General features: G+C 44.7%; 12 protein-coding genes and 2 pseudogenes. 11 read left to right on the forward strand and 3 right to left on the reverse strand.

The annotated features are described in order from the left end of the window. Window positions 1–149: 149 nt before the first annotated feature. The gene (locus IGJ25_RS05525; protein ID WP_225001476.1) at window positions 150–1,013 is read right to left on the reverse strand and encodes an alpha/beta hydrolase; all 864 of its coding nucleotides are present in this window, start codon (window positions 1,011–1,013) and stop codon (window positions 150–152) included. A gap of 281 nt (window positions 1,014–1,294) precedes the next feature. Beyond that, a complete protein-coding gene (locus IGJ25_RS05530; protein WP_010748508.1) occupies window positions 1,295–2,482 on the reverse strand; it encodes an IS110 family transposase in 1,188 nt (395 codons plus the stop codon). Window positions 2,483–2,802: 320 nt separating this feature from the next. Between IGJ25_RS05530 and allC the strand changes: the two genes are divergently transcribed. The 7 genes and pseudogenes from allC to arcC all read left to right on the forward strand — a co-directional run bounded on the left by allC (window position 2,803) and on the right by arcC (window position 10,770). Then, window positions 2,803–4,032 carry an allantoate deiminase gene (gene allC / locus IGJ25_RS05535; RefSeq protein ID WP_194185770.1) on the forward strand — a complete coding sequence of 410 codons (1,230 nt, stop codon included), beginning with the start codon at window positions 2,803–2,805 and terminating at the stop codon, window positions 4,030–4,032. A 15-nt stretch (window positions 4,033–4,047) separates the two neighbouring features. Continuing rightward, window positions 4,048–4,833 carry a (S)-ureidoglycine aminohydrolase gene (allE, locus tag IGJ25_RS05540; protein ID WP_005225360.1) on the forward strand — a complete coding sequence of 262 codons (786 nt, stop codon included), beginning with the start codon at window positions 4,048–4,050 and terminating at the stop codon, window positions 4,831–4,833. Window positions 4,834–4,846: 13 nt separating this feature from the next. Continuing rightward, complete coding sequence (allD, locus tag IGJ25_RS05545; RefSeq protein ID WP_015509185.1) at window positions 4,847–5,923, forward strand: ureidoglycolate dehydrogenase; 1,077 nt, start codon at window positions 4,847–4,849, stop codon at window positions 5,921–5,923. A gap of 8 nt (window positions 5,924–5,931) precedes the next feature. Beyond that, window positions 5,932–7,685, forward strand: a pseudogene (gene fdrA, locus IGJ25_RS05550) (acyl-CoA synthetase FdrA). A gap of 12 nt (window positions 7,686–7,697) precedes the next feature. Then, entirely contained in the window at window positions 7,698–8,960 is a 1,263-nt protein-coding gene (locus IGJ25_RS05555; protein WP_194185428.1) for a DUF1116 domain-containing protein, read from the forward strand. Between the two features lie 38 nt (window positions 8,961–8,998). After that, window positions 8,999–9,862: a DUF2877 domain-containing protein gene (locus IGJ25_RS05560; protein ID WP_194185429.1), complete on the forward strand. Its 864-nt coding sequence runs from the start codon at window positions 8,999–9,001 to the stop codon at window positions 9,860–9,862. Continuing rightward, window positions 9,835–10,770, forward strand: coding sequence for a carbamate kinase (gene arcC, locus IGJ25_RS05565; RefSeq protein WP_005225365.1), 936 nt, complete (start codon window positions 9,835–9,837; stop codon window positions 10,768–10,770). Before IGJ25_RS05560 ends, arcC begins: the two co-directional genes overlap by 28 nt. Before the next feature lie 30 nt (window positions 10,771–10,800). Here arcC and IGJ25_RS05570 read toward each other — a convergent pair whose 3' ends face one another. Further along, complete coding sequence (locus IGJ25_RS05570; protein ID WP_208788225.1) at window positions 10,801–12,432, reverse strand: PucR family transcriptional regulator; 1,632 nt, start codon at window positions 12,430–12,432, stop codon at window positions 10,801–10,803. A gap of 130 nt (window positions 12,433–12,562) precedes the next feature. On the opposite strand from IGJ25_RS05570, the gene IGJ25_RS05575 reads away from it, so the two are divergent. The 4 genes and pseudogenes from IGJ25_RS05575 (at window position 12,563) to abc-f (ending at window position 18,232) form a co-directional block, all read left to right on the forward strand. Then, the gene (locus IGJ25_RS05575; protein ID WP_438779140.1) at window positions 12,563–13,777 is read left to right on the forward strand and encodes a pyridoxal-phosphate-dependent aminotransferase family protein; all 1,215 of its coding nucleotides are present in this window, start codon (window positions 12,563–12,565) and stop codon (window positions 13,775–13,777) included. An 87-nt stretch (window positions 13,778–13,864) separates the two neighbouring features. Then, window positions 13,865–15,115, forward strand: coding sequence for an MFS transporter (locus IGJ25_RS05580; RefSeq protein WP_194185431.1), 1,251 nt, complete (start codon window positions 13,865–13,867; stop codon window positions 15,113–15,115). An 18-nt stretch (window positions 15,116–15,133) separates the two neighbouring features. Beyond that, window positions 15,134–16,403 (forward strand): annotated as a pseudogene (locus IGJ25_RS05585) (dicarboxylate/amino acid:cation symporter). A 359-nt stretch (window positions 16,404–16,762) separates the two neighbouring features. After that, a complete protein-coding gene (gene abc-f, locus IGJ25_RS05590) occupies window positions 16,763–18,232 on the forward strand; it encodes a ribosomal protection-like ABC-F family protein (RefSeq protein ID WP_438779141.1) in 1,470 nt (489 codons plus the stop codon). Window positions 18,233–18,312: the final 80 nt, after the last annotated feature.

The raw sequence follows: 18,312 nt of genomic DNA on the forward strand, positions 1-18,312 counted from the left end.
TTGAAGAAATCGTTGTGCCCATATACTAGTAATCAAATCAAAAAAAAGTGATCATTAGAGTCGGTTCTCTAATGGTCACTTTTTTAGCTGTACGCAAGATCGCAGCGTACCGATCGTTCAAAACTATCACCTATCAAGAGCTGAGAGTTTCAGAATTGGTTAGTCAGCCACCTAATCATCTCTCGATAGCACTCATCAGCGCTCGCATTTGGTGTCCGATCAAAGTCATGCTGATCTAAGTCGAGCCAAAGTGTTTTGGCATGGGGGACTTGTGCAGCGAAAGCTTCGGATGCGCTGAAGGGAACATCTGGATCTTTTTTGCAATGAACGACAAAGCAAGGAGGAAAGTCTTGGTAAGCGGCAGCAGGAATCGCCAAGGCTGCTAGCTGTTCCCGATTCCCTAAATAACGCTGCCAGTTGCCATATTGACGGGCGGAAAGGTATAAAGGAAATCGTTTTTCTAACGTGCCGTGGATGATGGGGTGGCTTTCGATCATGGCTTCAGCGACGAGTGGTGGGACTTTCGGAAATTGTGTGTAAAAGCGTGCCGGCTGCAAAAATTCTTTACAAAACAACTCTTGGTAACCGTAAAATCGGATCAAGCCCTTTTGCTCCGAGTGCTTTGTGCGTGCGGTCAGTAAGGTCGCTAAAAAACCGCCGGCGGAGCGACCGAACAAAACGTACTCATTTGTACCAACGCCGCTGAACTGCCAGCCTTCGGCCAAAAACCACGCCACTGCCTTTTTTGCATGAAGGTAGATATCGTGTAGCGCTACTTCGGGAGCCAGTGGATAATCGAACAGGTAAAGGCTAACACCGGCAGCCAGCAATTGGTGGACATAATCCTGCGGAAGGTCTTCCCGCTGACCATAGAGGAAGCCACCACCATGAAAATACAAAAGGCTAATCCGAGGCTGCGCTGCTTTTAGGATCGTCACTTCTAACGGCAAAGTGCCATAGGTGTCAAATTGGATTTTTTCTGTTTGCGCAAAGGCATTTTTAGGATAAACCATTGTTTTCTTCCTTTCTCTTCTTCGATAGTATAAGGAAGAGTATAGGAGAAGGAAGCGGTTTAAAAAACAGCGTTATGACTAAAAATAGAAATGGTTTTGTCGAAAGTGAACAATGATGTCCTTCAGTAACACGCTTACAATAACCGTATAAATCAAAGACTAACTATATAGAGTCAAGTGAAAATTAGCTAAATCAAAAAAATATTTTATAACAGTTAAGTCCAAAAAATGAGTACAACAAATAGACCTTTCACTATTAGATTTTTTTGATTGTTCAATAGCTAATCGGAAACAATCTTATAAGGTTCATTTTTAGTTAAAATAGCATGAATCACATAACAAAGCTTACGAGAAACAGCACCTAAGGCCGTCAGATGATGCTTTCCCTCAGAAATTTTTTTCTGATAAAACGCGCGAAAAACAGGATCACATTGAGAAGCAACTAGAGCAGCTGAAAACAAGGCTTTTCGTAAGTATGGAGATCCACGCTTGCTCATAACATTATGTGTTGCTTCGTATTGCCCAGATTGGGACACAGACGCGTCTATGCCAGCATAAGCAACCAGTTTTTTCGGATTAGAAAATTTGCGAATGTCTCCAATTTCACCAAGAATTGTCGCGCCATTTATAGGGCCGATTCCAGGGATTGTGAGAATAACAGAGTCTAAATTACTCATTATGCGCTTAATTTCTTTTTCAGTTTCTTTTACTTGGCTTTCGATGAATTTCAATTGTTCAATCATGGAGCGTAATTGAAATGTAAAAGCTTCTTGAGCAAATTTCACTCCAAAGGAGTTAGAAGCTGCTTGCTTCAATTGATCTGCTTTCTCTGGCTTTATTCGGTTCCTGCTTAACTCAGCTAAGTATTGAGCCAACGTTTCTGCCGAAATTTCTTCTAGCTCTATAGGAGAACTAAACTCAAGCAATAACTCTTTAGACGCTTTTCCGAAAATACCTTGTTTAGAAAAAATTGATGCATATTCAGGAAACACTTGATCTAGTACAGCTATGATTTTTCGTTTGAAGTCGCTTGCGGTACCTACTAAATAGGTTCGGTAACGTGAAAGTTGTTTTAACGAAAAAACATTTTCATCAGACAATACTGTTTCTACAAAGGAACCATAACGCATCAAGTCAGCAATCAAAACAGAATCAATAATATCATTTTTTCGTTTTCTGATTTCTGTTCCTTTGCGCCAGCCATCGGTTTGAAGAGGATTCACAACGTGAATCAAAAAGTCTGATTCGTGGAGGTATGAAAAGATGGAGAGCCAATAATGACCCGTAGCTTCCATTCCGACAATAAAGTCAGCGGGAGTCTCTGAATATTTTGAAAGCCGCTCAATCAGGGAATCAGCTCCTTCAGTAGTGTTAGGGAAAGAAAAACCTTTTAGGATCACTTTACCTTCTTCACTCATTAAAGAAGCCACGTGAGTTCGCTTGCCGATATCAATTCCTAAGAAGTACATACATTTGACCTTTCTAAAAAAATATTTTTGATTGAAACCCGCTCAACTGAAAAGCGTCACTACCTTGTACGAGATACGGAGTAAAGCAAAAACTTTCAACATCTAACTCATACGTAATCCACTTATCAGAGAGAGGTGCCAGTCTTTCGATTACGAGCTTCAAAACTCAAGGAGGCAACGGCATAGCCTCTCAATCCAATAAATATATTATCTCAAAATGAATGAGTTAATACCAAATTAAAATAACGATGGTTCATAGGGTTATCCAATCAAAACCGGAAGGTTAAAACCCTAACTCTAATATACAAGGAGGCAGAACAATGGAGTTGAAAAAAGAAGTAGCGGCAATGATCGATGCACTATCTCAGATTGGGAGTGATCCAACGGGAGGAATGACTAGACTGCTTTATACCGATTCATGGAAAGAAGCGCAATCATTTGTAGAAAAACAATTAAAAGAAACTGGCTTAACGACGTCCTATGATGCAGTCGGCAATCTCTTCGGCAGAATGGAAGGCAGCCAGTATCCAGAAGAAACGATTCTTTCAGGGTCACATATCGATACCGTCGTTAACGGTGGCACATTAGACGGTCAATACGGGGTCGTTGCTGCTGCTTTAGCGATCAAGTATTTAAAAGAGACCTATGGGCAACCTTTACGCTCCTTGGAAGTCATCTCAATGGCAGAAGAAGAAGGCAGTCGTTTTCCAACCGTTTTTTGGGGAAGTAAAAACTTTGTCGGAGAGGCCAAAAAAGCCGATGTTGAAGCGATCGCAGATTTTAAAGGCAATCGCTTCGTGGCAGAGATGCAACGCCAAGGCTTTGATTTTCGCGACCCACAAGAACCGGTTCGATCAGACATCAAAGCATTCGTGGAAATCCATATCGAACAAGGCAGTATTTTAGAAAAAGAAAATTTGCAGATCGGTGTCGTCAATAGTATCGCTGGTCAAAAGCGCTACACCTTTGTTTTAAAAGGACAAGCCAATCATGCAGGAACCACACCGATGGGCTATCGCCAAGATGCTGTGTATGGTTTTGCCAAAATGTGTGCCGCAGTGATTGACCGTGGCTTAGAGCTTGGGGATCCATTAGTAGTGACATTCGGTAAAGTTGAGCCAAAACCGAATACGGTCAACGTGGTTCCTGGTGAAGTGTTGTTTACGATGGATTGTCGCCATACCGATGGGCAGCTATTGGATGCCTTTACTGCTGAAGCAGAACAGATCATTCAAGCGATCGCCAAAGAGCACGACCTGACAGTGGAGATGGATCTATGGATGGATGAACGCCCCGTGCCGATGGACGAGACGATCGTTGCCACAGTGGAACAAGCGGTCAAGCAAACTGGCAAACGCTACAAAGTCATGCATAGTGGGGCGGGGCATGATTCCCAAATCATTGCACCACATTTTCCAACTGCGATGCTGTTTGTACCAAGTATTGATGGGATTAGCCACAACCCAGCCGAAGCAACGACTATCGAAGATTTAACAGCTGGGGTAGAAGTTTTAGCAGCTTCCCTTTATGAGCTAGCATACAAAGAATAGAAAGCAGGGACACACATGGGATATAAAAATAATAATACGGGCTATTTAGATGGATTGCTGCAATCACGAGCAGTCATTAGAAAAAATAATTTTGCGATCTTGCCGCATGACGGGCTAGTGAATAATGTCATTCCAGGATTCGAAAACTGTGAATGTTCGATACTCGGCACACCAAAATTAGGGGCGTCTTTTGTCGATTACATCATTTCATTCAAAAAAGATGGCGCCAACCAATTGGGCTTCGGCGGTCCAGAGATCGAGAGTTTCTTGTATGTCATCTCGGGCAAACTGGAAGTAAGTGATGGCAAAGAAACCCATACATTGACGGACGGAGGCTATATCTATCTGCCTGCTGGAGAAAAACTGTATATGAAAAATCTCCAAGAAGAAGCGACAGAAGTGTTCTTGTATAAGAAACGTTACCAACCACTTGAAAATCACCAAGCCTACAAAGTAGTGGGGAATCTTTCAGAGTTGACACCGATCCAATACGAAGGGATGGCAGACGTCCTACTTTGGGATTTCTTGCCAAAAGAGCTGGGCTTTGACATGAATATCCATATCCTTTCCTTTGAACCAGGGGCAAGTCATGGCTACATTGAGACCCACTACCAAGAACATGGAGCGTACTTACTGTCAGGTAAAGGGATGTATAACTTAGATAATGAGTGGTTCCCAGTGGAAAAAGGCGACTACATTTTCATGAGTGCCTATGTACAGCAAGCGGCCTATGGTGTTGGTCGTGACGAACCATTGACCTATATTTATTCCAAAGATTGCAACCGCGATCCGGAAATTTAAAGGAGTTTAGAAGATGGAAGAAACGGTTATTGTACAGTCACAAGAGTTACAGCAATTGATCCAAAACAAATTAGCGGCTGCTGGTTTGTCTGAAGAGCACGCAGCCATCGTTGCAGAGCATTTGGTCTTTGCCGATGCCAGCGGGATCCACTCTCACGGGGCTGTGCGGGTAGACTATTACGCAGAGCGGATCGCTAAAGGTGGGATGAATCGCACCCCGCAGATCACGTTTGAAGAGACTGGACCGAGCAGCGGGATCGTTCACGGGCAAAATGGCGCAGGGCAGGTCGTCGTATTAGAAGCGACAAAGCATGCCATTGAGATGGCCAAACGTTCTGGGATCGCGGCGGTTGGTGTGCGGAAAACGAGTCATAGTGGGGCACTATCCTATTATGTCAAAAAAGCCGCAGAAGCTGACTTGATTGCATTATCTATGTGCCAATCGGATTCAATGGTGGTTCCTTTTGGCGGCAAAGAAAATTATTTTGGTACCAATCCGATTGCCTTTGCGGCACCGCGAAAGCATGGTGCGCCGGTGGTTTTTGATATGGCAACGACGGTCCAAGCGTGGGGCAAAATTTTAGATGCTCGTTCCAAAGATAAAGAGATTCCAGCAACATGGGCCGTTGATGCCCATGGCAAGCCAACGACAAATCCGCATCATGTTCATGGGTTATTGCCAATCTCAGGACCAAAAGGCTTTGGGTTGATGATGATGGTGGATATCTTGTCTGGAATGCTCCTTGGGCTGCCTTTTGGCAAGCATGTTTCCTCTATGTACAACGATCTGACGAAAGGTCGCGACTTAGGGCAGTTTATTTTGCTGATCGATCCGCAACGCTTTACAGATTTAGACACATTTAAAGAGTCAGTCGAAACGATGATCGAAGAGCTACACGCCATACCGGCTGCTGAACAGTTCCAGCAAGTCTATTATCCAGGCGAGATCAATCAACTAACCTATGAAAAATATATGGCAGAAGGCATTCCTATCGAAAAGAACATTTATCGCTATCTCATTAGCGACACGGTTCATTTTGACCAGTATTCTGGGTCAGATGCCTTTGCACAGACAGGAACAGGAAAGTGAGGAGACCCATGTTACACACTATTATTCAAAAAAACAATTACCAAGATTCCATTGTTTTAATGCTTTTGACCAATCGTTTACTGACGATCGAAGGGATCAACAACGCTTCGGTCATGATGGGTACACCTGCCAATAAGGATATCTTCAAGACGGGTGGTCTTTATACCGAGGAGATGAACAATGCGACATCCAACGATATGGTGCTCGTTTTAGACATTGAAGAGGAAGAAATCATCGAAACAGTCCTGTCAGAAATCGATGCCTTCTTATCGGACCAAAGCAATAGCGCAGGAGAAGAAACCCAAAGCGTCAAAACTTGGGAAAAAGCCTTAGATCTTGGAAAAGATGCGAAGGTCGCTGTCTTATCGATTCCTGGTACTATGGCAGCACCAGAAATTGAAACCGCATTAGCAGCAGGCAAACATGTTTTTTGTTTTAGTGATAATGTTTCATTGGAAGAGGAAGTTCGACTAAAGAAAATGGCTCATGAACAAGGACTTCTTTTAATGGGACCAGATTGTGGCACAGGGATTCTCAATGGGATACCAGTAGCCTTCACGAATGCCGTCCGTAAAGGGAAAATCGGTGTTGTCGGCGCTTCGGGTACGGGCATCCAAGAAGTCACCACCATCATTCATAAATTGGGTGCCGGTGTGACACAAGCCATCGGAACCGGTGGACGAGATCTCAAAGAAGCCGTCGGTGGGATCACCATGAAAGACAGCATTCTTGCCTTGGAACATGATCCTGATACGGAGGTGATCGTGGTGATCTCCAAACCACCTGCACCACGTGTCCGCGATGAAGTGTTGGCATTATTAAGAAGAGGAACAAACCTGCAGTCACGATTTTTCTGGGGGAAGAACCAACGGATCACGAAGAAAATCTTTACCGAGCCTACACGCTGGAAGAAGCGGCACAATTAGCTGTGCAGCTGCTACGTCAAGAACAGATTGGATTAGAGCCAGTAAAAGAGGAAACGGCAGCTGCCGCTTTTGGCCCTGAACAGCAAAAAATTAAAGCTTACTATTCTGGCGGAACGTTGGCGTACGAAGCAGCGATGCTGGTCAAAGCAGGATTAAATCTAGAACAAGAAGATGCCCATCAGGAAGGGTACATCTTAAAAGCAGCTGGCCATGAGATCATCGATTTAGGTGATGACATTTATACGCAAGGAAAGCCCCATCCGATGATCGACCCAACAAAGCGGATCGAACTGTTGAAACAAGCGGGAGAAGATCCTGAAACGGCAGTGATTTTGTTAGATATCGTTTTAGGGTACGGCTCTCATCAAGATATGGCCAGTGAATTGGCACCGACCATCAAATCATTGAAGGAAGAAGCACAAGCAGCTGGTCGGGAGTTAGCGGTAATCGCTACAATCGTGGGAACTGATTTAGACCCCCAAGATAGCAAAGAGCAAGCAGAGATTTTAACCGCAGCTGGCGTGATTTTGTGTCAAAGCAATGCCCAAGCAGTCAAAAAAGCTTTAGCAATGCTTGGTCACCCCTTTTCCCCAATTAGTCGTAAGCTGTTGCCAAAAGCAGTGACAACTGCCGATGCGTTGCCAGAGCCATCTGACAAGAGCCGCGAAATGTTGGCGAATGACGCGTTCATCAATGTAGGGTTGCGTAGCTTTGCGGAAGCAATTCAGGCGCATCACGGTCAAGTCGTTCAATATGACTGGCAGCCAATTGCAGGTGGAAACGTAACGTTACAAAAAGCCTTACGGTTCTTAGCACAAGTGTCACTATCAGAGTAGGAGAAAGTTATCGTGTACGAAACTATTGAAGAAGCAAACCAAGCCGTTATTGCCAAGATCGTTGCCGGTTCGCCTTTTTTGCTGGATGTCGTTCCAGCAGTCAGTGTCATTCCAGAGTTAGGTGAAGGAAAAGTCCTATTGCATGCAGGACCACCGATCTGCTACGATCAGATGATCGATCCGATTCAAGGTGCTTGTGTTGGTGCGGGGCTTTTTGAAGGCTGGGGCGAAACGGAAGAAGAGGTACGTCATTTATTAGCATCTGGGGAAGTTCAACTGATTCCTTGTCACCACGTGCAAGCGGTTGGCCCAATGGGGGGCATCACCTCTGCCAATATGCCAGTACTCGTGGTGGAAAACAAAACCGATGGCAACCGAGCGTATTGTACGATGAACGAAGGGATCGGGGCAGTTTTACGATTTGGCGCCTATTCTCAAGAAGTCATTGATCGCTTGCATTGGATGAAAAATACGTTAGCACCAGTTTTAAGTGCTGCACTACAAACAAAACCCGATGGCTTGAACATCAATGTCTTAGTCGCAAAAGCAATCGCCATGGGGGATGAGTTCCATCAACGGAATATCGCTGCTTCGTTGACGTTCTTAAAAGAAGTAGCACCAGCGATCGTTACCCTGAAAGGATTTGAAAAAGAAAAACCAGAAGTCATTCAGTTTCTAGCAGACACGGATCAGTTTTTCTTGAATATCATGATGGCTTCTTCAAAAGCGGTGCTTGATGGCGCTCGGACGATTGAAGAAGGCACGGTTGTGACCGCAATGTGTCGCAACGGGCATGAATTCGGTATCCGTATTTCTGGCATGGGAGATGAGTGGTTTACTGGTCCTGTCAATACACCAAAAGGGCTGTATTTCTCAGGATTCAGTGAAGAAGATGCCTCTCCAGATATGGGCGACAGTGCCATTACGGAAACCTTTGGTGTTGGGGGAATGGCAATGATTGCTGCCCCAGCTGTGACACGCTTCGTTGGTTCTGGTGGATTTCACGATGCGTTGAAAACCAGCAATGAGATGTTAGAGATCTCCATTGATACCAATCCGAATTTTCCCGTTCCTACATGGGACTTCAAAGGGATCTGTTTAGGGATCGATGCTCGTAAAGTCGTGGAAACAGGGATCTTACCGGTGATCAATACAGGGATCGCCAACAAACAAGCTGGACGGGGACAAATTGGTGCCGGGACAGTGACACCACCAATGGATTGCTTTGAAAAAGCTGTCTTGGCTTATGCAAAAAAATTAGGATTTGAAGAATAAATCAGGGACTGAAAATGTGAAAAAGGAGCAATTTAGCGATGATACAGGCAAAATGGATCGACCAAGCTTTATTTGAACCCGCATTTATCAATGGCAACTGGCTCGTTCACAGTGTGTTTCAGCATAGTTTCAATCTACAAGATCCTCGTCAGGATCAGCTGATCTGTGTCTCCAAACAAGCGGCTCGCGTGCCCAAAGGGATGATTTTAGCTGCCGACGATTATGCAGCGTTGGCGACAGGCTTAGTTGCTGGTACCACTCTTTTGGTTCAGCAACGGGTGGTCCATTTTCCGCATCATCGTCTGTCTTTTCAAAAGGCAGCCAAATTTACAACGACCGTTCCGGCTGGCACAGTCCCATTTGATCGAGAACTGTTTTGGTCAATCCTTCAAAACGTCACGGAAAAGACGGGGATTCAAGAGGCTGTTTCAGAAACCATCCGCAGCAATCATCCGTTTTATGACGCAATCGATCAGCTATGCACGCCTTCATTTAAGGAACAACGGCAAGCAGTCGCTTATTTAGTCGGACGGGGTGTCGGATTGACCCCCACAGGAGATGATATGCTTGTTGGTCATTTACTGGCTCGCCGAGTGATGGGGCAAGAAGATACCCGCTTGGTGGCTTATCTACAAAGAAGGCTGTTGACAGTCAATGATTTAACGACTGACGTCAGTAAACACTATCTTCTGCATGCGTTGACAGGCGCATTCAATCAATCGGCATTATCCTTGACCAGGTGTACCGATTCAGCGGCTTTTTCCCAAGTAATCAAAGAGATACTAGCGATCGGTCATACCTCGGGGGCTGACTTTTTGGCAGGGTTTGCTCGCAGTATCGATCAATTTCAAAACAATAGAAATGAGGAATTCATATGGCAAAACGAGTGGTCATCGCTCTAGGGGGCAATGCAATTTTAAAACCGAATCAACCAGCGACCGTTGAGACACAGCTTGCAAATATCCAGTTAAGTGCAGAACAGATCGCTAAAATCGAGAAGCTTGACCATCAAATCGTCGTGACGCACGGCAATGGTCCGCAAGTCGGCAATATTTTACGACAAAATGAAGAAGCCAAAGAAGTCGTGCCGCCTTTTCCACTAGATGTCTGCAATGCAGAGTCACAAGGCTTTATCGGTTATTTAATGGAGCAAAGCATCAAAAATAAAATTGAGCAAGAAGAATTGACCAGCAATGTCGTGACCTTATTGACCCAAGTGGAAGTGGCAGCGGATGATCCCGCGTTTGAAAAGCCAACGAAGCCGATCGGTTTGTTCTACTCAGAAGAAGAAGCAAAAAAGATGGCTGAGGAAAAACATTGGGTGATGGAAGAAGATGCTGGACGTGGGTACCGTCGCGTCGTGCCATCTCCACAACCTGTGACGATCCACGGCGTGGAATCAATGGTTCATTTATTGAATCAAAATACCATCGTGATCGCGGGTGGTGGCGGAGGGATTCCAGTCGTAAAACAAGCGGAAGGCTTGAAAGGGATCGAAGCAGTCATCGATAAAGATCGAACTGGGAAAAAACTGGCAGAACAAGTGGATGCCGATGTATTTATGATGCTGACCGACGTCAACAACGTTTATATCAATTATGGAACACCGAAACAAGAAAAATTAACGGGCTTATCCGTAAGTGAAGCGCAAGCATATTTTGATGCGGGGCATTTTGCAGAAGGCAGTATGGGGCCGAAAATGGAAGCGGCGATTGCGTTTGCCAAACAAGGAAAGACAGCAATCATCTGCTCATTGGAAGAAGCGGACTTAGCATTGTTAGGTGAAGCAGGCACAAGGATCGCTGGGTAACACCAGCGATCCAACTGCTTGATTCGCCTATTAGTCGCCTTCTTCGGACAGCTCAAGGGCTAAACGCAGATCCAGGCTGATGCTAGGATCATGCACGTTTTTTCCTAGTAGCTTTTGACACTGTTCGATGCGGTATTTGATCGTGTTGCGATGAACGAACAAGGCTTTGGCGGTGCGGGTGATCTCACATTGATAATCCAAGTAAGCCCGTAAGGTTTTCCGCAATTCGATGGTGGCATCTTCTTGCGGAAACGCCAATTCTTTAAGAATCGTACGGCAGAAATAATGGATATCTTCAGGACTCATTTTTTCAAATAGACTCCGCATTCCACGTTGATGGTAGAAAGAGACGATGGACGAATCATGTTGGCCTCTTCGTTCTTCATAAGCAGTCTTTGCTTCGATGTAGGAGCTGGCTAAATCATTGATACTTTCACAGACACTCCCTACCCCAAAGGCCATTCGAAATGGCAACCGATTGGTCAAAGCATTGGCGGTCTCGATCAAATGGTCTTCTAAGGCATCACACTTGTGCTGCACGAAAATCGCAAAGTGATTGCTGCCCTTTAAGCGAAAGAGACAAACATCTTTGATGCGATAAGGCAGTTGTTCACTAAACCACTGATAAACCAAGTCACTTTCTTCTTTTAAGTATTTGTCTTTGCCTTTGGTTTCTTTGGTTGGTTCGCAGGCACCATAGATGACACGATAATGGCGGGCTTTGACTAACCCGTAAGTCTTTCCGAGATCTAACCAATCCTTTTGTTCTTGCTTGGTGGATTGCTGGTATTCGATCATCCGTGTTAAAAAGTCACTTTTTAAATCTTCAAAAGATTCTTGCACTTTTTGGTTCTTGTAAAGCATAAACGACAAGACCAAGGCTGCTTGTTCCAGCGCAAAATCCGAGACAGGATAAGGAATCGCCTCAGGATTCAAAATGACTAAATAATGGGGGAAATAAGTGGAGGTTTCAATGGCATAATAAGAAATTTGTGACGTTTTTTCATGAAGATCTTTGATAGGGATCGCCCCGCTTTTTTCACCAGTAAAAACCCCTTTCGTTTGTCCTAATTGATGGATGTAATACTCCGCGGGTTTTGACATGCGGGTGAAATGCTTGGAGTGGGCAATCACTTGTTTAAAAGGATTCAACAAAATGATCGGTGTATTGACCATTTGGCCAAAATCAGCGATAAAGCGAGCGATGCTGACATCCTTCATCAAGGAAGCAGAGAACCGTTTTTGAATGTCTAAGGCATAACTCAGCTGCTCGGTTTTGGTGTTCCACAATAAATTCAAAAGCTGGTGCATCAAACGCCCCAGCGGCATCGTGGCAGGTACTTCTACGATGGGGAAACCCAAGCTATCGGCGTAGGCGATGACTTCAGGATCGATGACATCCAAAAAACGACCGATCTTGATGCCTAATCCGGCGGCATTTTTGGCTACGAGAGAATCGATCAGCTCTAGAAGCGCTCCTTGATTATCTTTATAAACCATCGCCGTGCTTAAGATAAAGGTATGCTCAGGAATATAGTGGGCGACATCGGGGGTCTCGGTGATTTCGATACTGTCGACGGGAATTTCCGCAGTCAGGGGATCTGTCAATAAACGCAAATTGGAAAAGCGTGGTATAGCAAGTAATTCAGCAACTAACTTCATAGAGAAACTCCTTTTGGAATTGAACAAAACAAACAAAAACATGTCCTTTTTTAGCTTTATTGTACAACAAACTTGGAAACGTTGACAAGGCGTTGGACAGTGAAATCAAAAAGAGAAATGAGGGAAAAAGATGTATAAAGAGTTAACGATCGCACAACGTACGATCATGACACCTGGGCCTGTAGAAGCCCATCCAGCTGTTCTACAAGCAATGACCAATCGCATTTTGGGGCAGTTTGATCCGAATTTTTTGGCGATCATGGATGAGGTCAAAGAAATGATCAAACAACCGTTTGGAACCAAAAATAAAGAGGCATTTGCCATTGACGGAACTTCCCGAGCTGGTTTAGAAGCGGCGCTGATCGCTTTGATCGAACCAGGGGACAAAGTCTTGATCCCAGCCTATGGGCGCTTTGCTTTCTTACTGGGAGAAATCTGTGAACGTGCTCAAGCACAAGTCAAATATGTAGAAAAAGAGTGGACGGCTCCTTTTGCACCCGCAGAGGTCATCAAAGAAATCGACGCATTTCAACCCAAGATCGTGGCGATGGTCCACGGGGAAACCGCCAACGGGCAAATGCAGCCGTTAGCAGAAGTCGGGCAGTATTGTCGCGCAAAAGATATTTTCTTTGTCGTTGACATGGTGGCGACTTATGGTGGCGTGGCCCTGTCAGTCGATGATTGGTGTGTCGATTTAGCGATTGCCGGTACACAGAAGTGTTTAAGCGTGCCGTCTGGTCTTTCATTAGTGACCTACAACGAGCGAGTCGAAGCCGTCCTTAATGCTCGTTACCAAAAAGAATTAGGCTTGAGTAAAACGGATCGAAACAAGCGGCACATTATAAGCAATTACTTGGATTTGAGTCAACTGCAACGCTACTGGAACACTGAACGAATCAACCATCACACAGAAGCGACGAGTATGATCTATGCGCTTCATGAAGGATTACGGATGCTGCTAAACGAAGGTCTCGATGCAGCCTATCAACGTCATTTGACGAATGAAGGCGCGTTGGTCGCTGGACTGGAAGCAATGGGGCTGTCGATTTATGGCGAAAAAGCAACCAAAATGCCGACAGTTACCCCTATCTTTATTCCAGAAGGTGTTGATGGCGAAGCTGTCCGAGAAGAGATGCTTCACTCCTTTGGTGTAGAGATTGCTAGTTCATTTGGTGATCTAAAAGGAAAAATCTGGCGGATTGGAAATATGGGCTACAGCAGCCGCAAAGAAAATATTTTACATGTCCTAGCCGCGTTAGAAGGGGCACTATTGTACCAGCAAGCACCAATTTCTGCTGGCAAAGCGCTCATCGCTGCGTTAAATTACTACCAAAAAACGACTTAAATTTTTAGCACAAATGCACAACGACTGAAAGCGCTTTCGTTGGCGTGCTTCACAAACTTTACTTGTGTAACTGATGGAGGGAAAAAAATGGAAATCAATAAAGAACGTGGTGGGCTTGCCTACTGGAAACAAATTATTATCTTAATGTGTTCAGGCTGGGTCACTATCTGGATTTATCGCGCTGCATTATCGCCAGTCTATCCGCAAATCAATGAGTCACTTGGCGGCAATATTTCTGATACAGCATTAGGATCGATTGCCAGCTTTTACTTTTTCGGCTATGTAATCATGCAGATTCCTGCCGGCTTTTTGGTGGATAAGATTGGGAAGAAAACAGTTCTGCTTCCAGGATTCGTGGTATTTGCACTGGCAGCTTTACTGATTTCACAAGCCTCTTCAATCTCCATGATCTATACCGGTAGCTTTTTAGCAGGGATCGGCTGTGGGTCATTTTACGGCTCAGCGTATTCTTTGACCTCACAGAACATTCCGAAAGAAAAGAAGAGCTTCTCAACAGCGATCGTCAATAGTGGTTCTGCCGTTGGTTCAGGGTTTGGGATGATCTTATCAAGCTTTATCGTTATTCAGATGAACATGCCTTGGCAAACAATGATGTATTTATCCGCTTTCTTGATCGTTTGTATGACGATCGCTTTTGCATTGGTGATCCGCAGCAACAAAGAAGACGTGGCTTTCTTGGAGAGCCAAGCAGCAGCTGAAGAAGAAACAACGGATCAGCCGAAAGAAAAAGTTTCCCTTTCAACCTTGTTCTCACTGCGGATGCTCTTTACTTATGTGTTATATTTTGCGACGTGTTATGCCTACTATATGACGGTTACTTGGCTACCAAACTTCTTAGGAACAGAACGAGGCTTCCAAGGAGTCGCGATCGGTTTTTCTTCTTCATTGGTAGCATTTGCTTCCATTCCTGGGGCATTGTTCTTTAGCCGCTTGGCAGACAAATACATGCATAAAAAAGTAACCTTTATCGTTATTTTAGAAGTATTGGCGGCGTTGATGTTATTAGTAACGGTGCAAGCGACAAATTCGACCTTCTTAATGATCGCGTTGATCTTGTACGGGTTCCTTGGAAAATTAGCGGTTGAACCAATCATCATTTCTTGGCTAGGGGAAAATGCACCCAAAGTTGGGGTCGGTACGACATTAGGGGTCTTCAACTTTTTCGGCATGATGTCTTCCGTTATCGCACCAACATTGACCGGATCGATCTCGGATGCAACAGGGTCAAAAGTAATGAGATTTTATATCGCAATTGTTTTGTTGATCGGTGGTACATTCTTATTCTTGACTGTAAACTCTAAGAAAACAGCCAAGTAGAAAAGTGAGGCAAAACAGATGAAAAAACGATCCTTAAAAATCAGTTTGACCAACCAAATCATGATTGCAACGGTATTGGGGATTTTTTGGGGCGTTTCCTTTCCCGGTTTAGGTGATCAAATGCAGCTAGTCGGGGACTTCTTCTTGCGACTGATTCAAATGTCTGTGGTCGTGCTGGTCATGGGCTCGGTGATTGAAGCGGTGGGGGGGACTTGATCCAAAAGAATTAGGTGGGATCGGCGGGAAAGTCTTCCTCTGGTTTACTGGATCGACCCTCGTCGCCGCTATTTTCGGTCTCTTGTTCGCCTTGATCTTCAAGCCTGGCGCAGGCCTTGATCAGTCGCTGCTGCAAAGTACAGAAACCGCATTAAGTACCAGCAACATGGAAGAAGTCATCTTAAACTTTGTTCCACTGAACATTATTCAAGCCATGGTGGAGCAGAATATGATCCAAGTGATTATTTTTTCGCTCTTCTTTGGCCTTGCCTTGAGCTTGATCAAGCATGAAAAAAAGAATCAGCTGTTTCTAGATATGATCAGCAGTTTTAATAATATTTTGATAAAAATGGTCAGCATGATCATGAAGTTGGCGCCGATCGGGATTTTCGGCCTTGTTGCTTCCTTAGTAGAAGATACCGGTATTCGTGTGTTGGGAATGTTAGCCAGTTTTTTATTGACGTTAGCAGCAGCATCTTTGCTCTTTTTGTTTCTTTGGTTTCTCTTGACGTCACTCTATTGCAAAGTTTCCTTGTTTCGTTTGATAAAGAACATGTGGCGCCTCTCGGTGGTTTCCTTTACGACTACCTCTTCTGCTGTTTCATTGCCGTTTCAAATCGAAGATGGCAAAGAACGATTTGGGATCAGTGATCGAATCAATAAGCTCGTGATGCCTCTGGGCATGACCTTAAATAGCAATGGGCTCTCCTTATTTTTAGCCCTGGCAATCGTAACCGTTGCTCAGGCGTACCAGATCCAATTGAGCTGGGGGGATCTTTTGCAAGTGGTCTTGTTGTCCTCGTTGGCATGCTTGGGAACGATCGTCGTTCCAGGCGGCGGATTAGTCACACTGGCTACGGTTTTACCTATGTTAGGACTGCCTAATGAAAGCATCGCCTTACTGGCTGGGATCGATTGGTTTTCTGGGATGTTTCGGACCCTCTTGAATGTTGACCCTGACGTCACGGTGGCGTTGATCGTTGCTCATGATGAAGGAGAACTGGATCATGCAGTCTTCAATGGTGAAAAAGCCTCGGTCAAATTAGCAGAAAAAATCACCGATGGCGTATAAGACCAATCATTCTTGTGATGAAACTTTACTCTTTTTTGAAAACGTGTTACGATTGATTCGTTGATAGACGAAAGAAGCTTCCTGAAATACCGTAAACGGTAAACAGTAGCGGCTGATTTTCCGCTCGTCGTTCAACAGACAACTACAACAAAAAGAGGAGGAAAAAACATGACAGCATCGATGAAATTGTGGATTGACCTTTTGAATAGCTAATTTAAATCTATTTCAAAAGTCTAGGCAATCGTGATTTCAAGGGATGAGTGTCCTCTTTTTTCCAATTTCTTATTAAAATCAGGGTATAGCGGTAGGCTATGCCCTTTTTTTGTTCTTGCGTTTTCCTAGACGGGAAGGACAGACTGATGGAACAATTAAGTGTAAAAATAAACAATCTAATCAAAAATTATGGGTCCAAAGAAGTACTGAACATTGAAGAACTGAGCGCCTATCAAACGGATCGTATCGGGATCGTGGGCGCAAACGGGCAAGGCAAGTCTACCTTACTGAAGTTGATTGCGGGAGTCGTCGATCCTGATTCAGGAACGATCCAAAAAGAAAATTCGTTTCACTATTTCCCGCAAATCGCTGAGGTGACTGAAAAGACGGAGGCCCTTGACTGGGCGCTGTTCGGTCGTTTTTCGATCCCAACAAATGAATTGGCGACACTAAGCGGCGGGGAGGAGACCAAATACCGGTTGGCACAAACGTTATCTTCCTATCAGTTAGGACTTTTGCTCGACGAGCCAACGACCCACTTGGACCAGCAAGGAATTCAAGTCTTGATTGATGAACTGCAGTATTATTATGGCACCCTGATCGTGGTCAGTCATGATCGGTATCTATTGAATCAGCTGGCAACGAAAATCTGGGAAGTCGATCAAGGAAAAGTCACCGAGTATTCTGGCAATTATGACAGTTACCGACAGCAAAAAGAGCAAGCGGCACAGCGTGTTGCCTGGGAGGCTGCGCAGTATCAGCAACAAAAACAGCAGTTGACCCAAGCAATCCAAAAGAAAAAAGAACAAACGATCAAGAGCAGTCGTATTTCTGAAAAAAAGCGGCAGCAGAACATCCGACCAGACCGTTTGTCGTCATCAAAACAAAAAGACACGGTGCAAAAGTCATTGCAAAAAAAAGTCAAAGCCATGGAAAGCCGCTTGGATCACTTGGAAGAAGTGAAGGGTGTCGCCCGGCAGCAGGCGATTCGTTTTCCAGTAGTCCCTGCAGTGGAGTTGCATAATAAACGACCGATTCGTGGGGAGCAAGTAACCATTCAAAGAGGGGCGAAACGTTTGCTAGACAGCAGCAGTTTCCAGTTTGCTGCCGGGAAGAAAATCGCTATCGTGGGTCCGAACGGTTCGGGAAAGTCGACTTTACTAAAAGAAATCATCGCAGGCGGAGAGGGAATCTATGTATCACCGAAAATCGTCTTTGCGGTCTACGAGCAAATGGGCTATCGAAAAAACAGCACCACCCCGCTTTTGACGGAATTGATGGCTCAAACAGACTATCAGGAACCACTGGTCCGCAGTATTTTACACAATCTGGGATTTAGCCAGATTGACGTGATGAAGCCAGTCAATGTGCTAAGCGGCGGGGAAGCGACACGGGTCGAGCTCGCACGCATTTTTACTCAACCTGCCAATGTTTTGATACTTGATGAACCGACGAACTTTATTGATCTGCCGACAATCACCGTCTTGGAACAATTGATTCGCAGCTATCGAGGCATGGTTTTGTTCACATCTCACGATCAAGCGTTTATCGATGCCGTCGCGGATGATGTGTATCAAATCGATCATGGAAAATTAACATTGGTTTCCAGTAACTAGCAGCATTGTCGCTTTTATAACTGTATAAAGAAAAACAGCGCGGGAAAGGAAGCGACCGCCCAACGTTCGATCAACAATCG

Origin of the sequence: Enterococcus sp. DIV0240d, from assembly GCF_051711245.1 — a bacterium.
Classification (GTDB): domain Bacteria; phylum Bacillota; class Bacilli; order Lactobacillales; family Enterococcaceae; genus Enterococcus_D; species Enterococcus_D casseliflavus.

Excerpts from the sequence above, each read along its gene's own strand:
- IGJ25_RS05580 (WP_194185431.1), top strand. The coding sequence starts at position 13,865 with ATGGAAATCAATAAAGAACGTGGTGGGCTTGCCTACTGGAAACAAATT.
- allC (WP_194185770.1), top strand. The coding sequence starts at position 2,803 with ATGGAGTTGAAAAAAGAAGTAGCGGCAATGATCGATGCACTATCTCAG.
- IGJ25_RS05570 (WP_208788225.1), bottom strand. The coding sequence starts at position 12,432 with ATGAAGTTAGTTGCTGAATTACTTGCTATACCACGCTTTTCCAATTTG.
- IGJ25_RS05525 (WP_225001476.1), bottom strand. The coding sequence starts at position 1,013 with ATGGTTTATCCTAAAAATGCCTTTGCGCAAACAGAAAAAATCCAATTT.
- IGJ25_RS05575 (WP_438779140.1), top strand. The coding sequence starts at position 12,563 with ATGTATAAAGAGTTAACGATCGCACAACGTACGATCATGACACCTGGG.
- IGJ25_RS05560 (WP_194185429.1), top strand. The coding sequence starts at position 8,999 with ATGATACAGGCAAAATGGATCGACCAAGCTTTATTTGAACCCGCATTT.
- abc-f (WP_438779141.1), top strand. The coding sequence starts at position 16,763 with ATGGAACAATTAAGTGTAAAAATAAACAATCTAATCAAAAATTATGGG.
- IGJ25_RS05530 (WP_010748508.1), bottom strand. The coding sequence starts at position 2,482 with ATGTACTTCTTAGGAATTGATATCGGCAAGCGAACTCACGTGGCTTCT.
- arcC (WP_005225365.1), top strand. The coding sequence starts at position 9,835 with ATGGCAAAACGAGTGGTCATCGCTCTAGGGGGCAATGCAATTTTAAAA.
- allD (WP_015509185.1), top strand. The coding sequence starts at position 4,847 with ATGGAAGAAACGGTTATTGTACAGTCACAAGAGTTACAGCAATTGATC.
- allE (WP_005225360.1), top strand. The coding sequence starts at position 4,048 with ATGGGATATAAAAATAATAATACGGGCTATTTAGATGGATTGCTGCAA.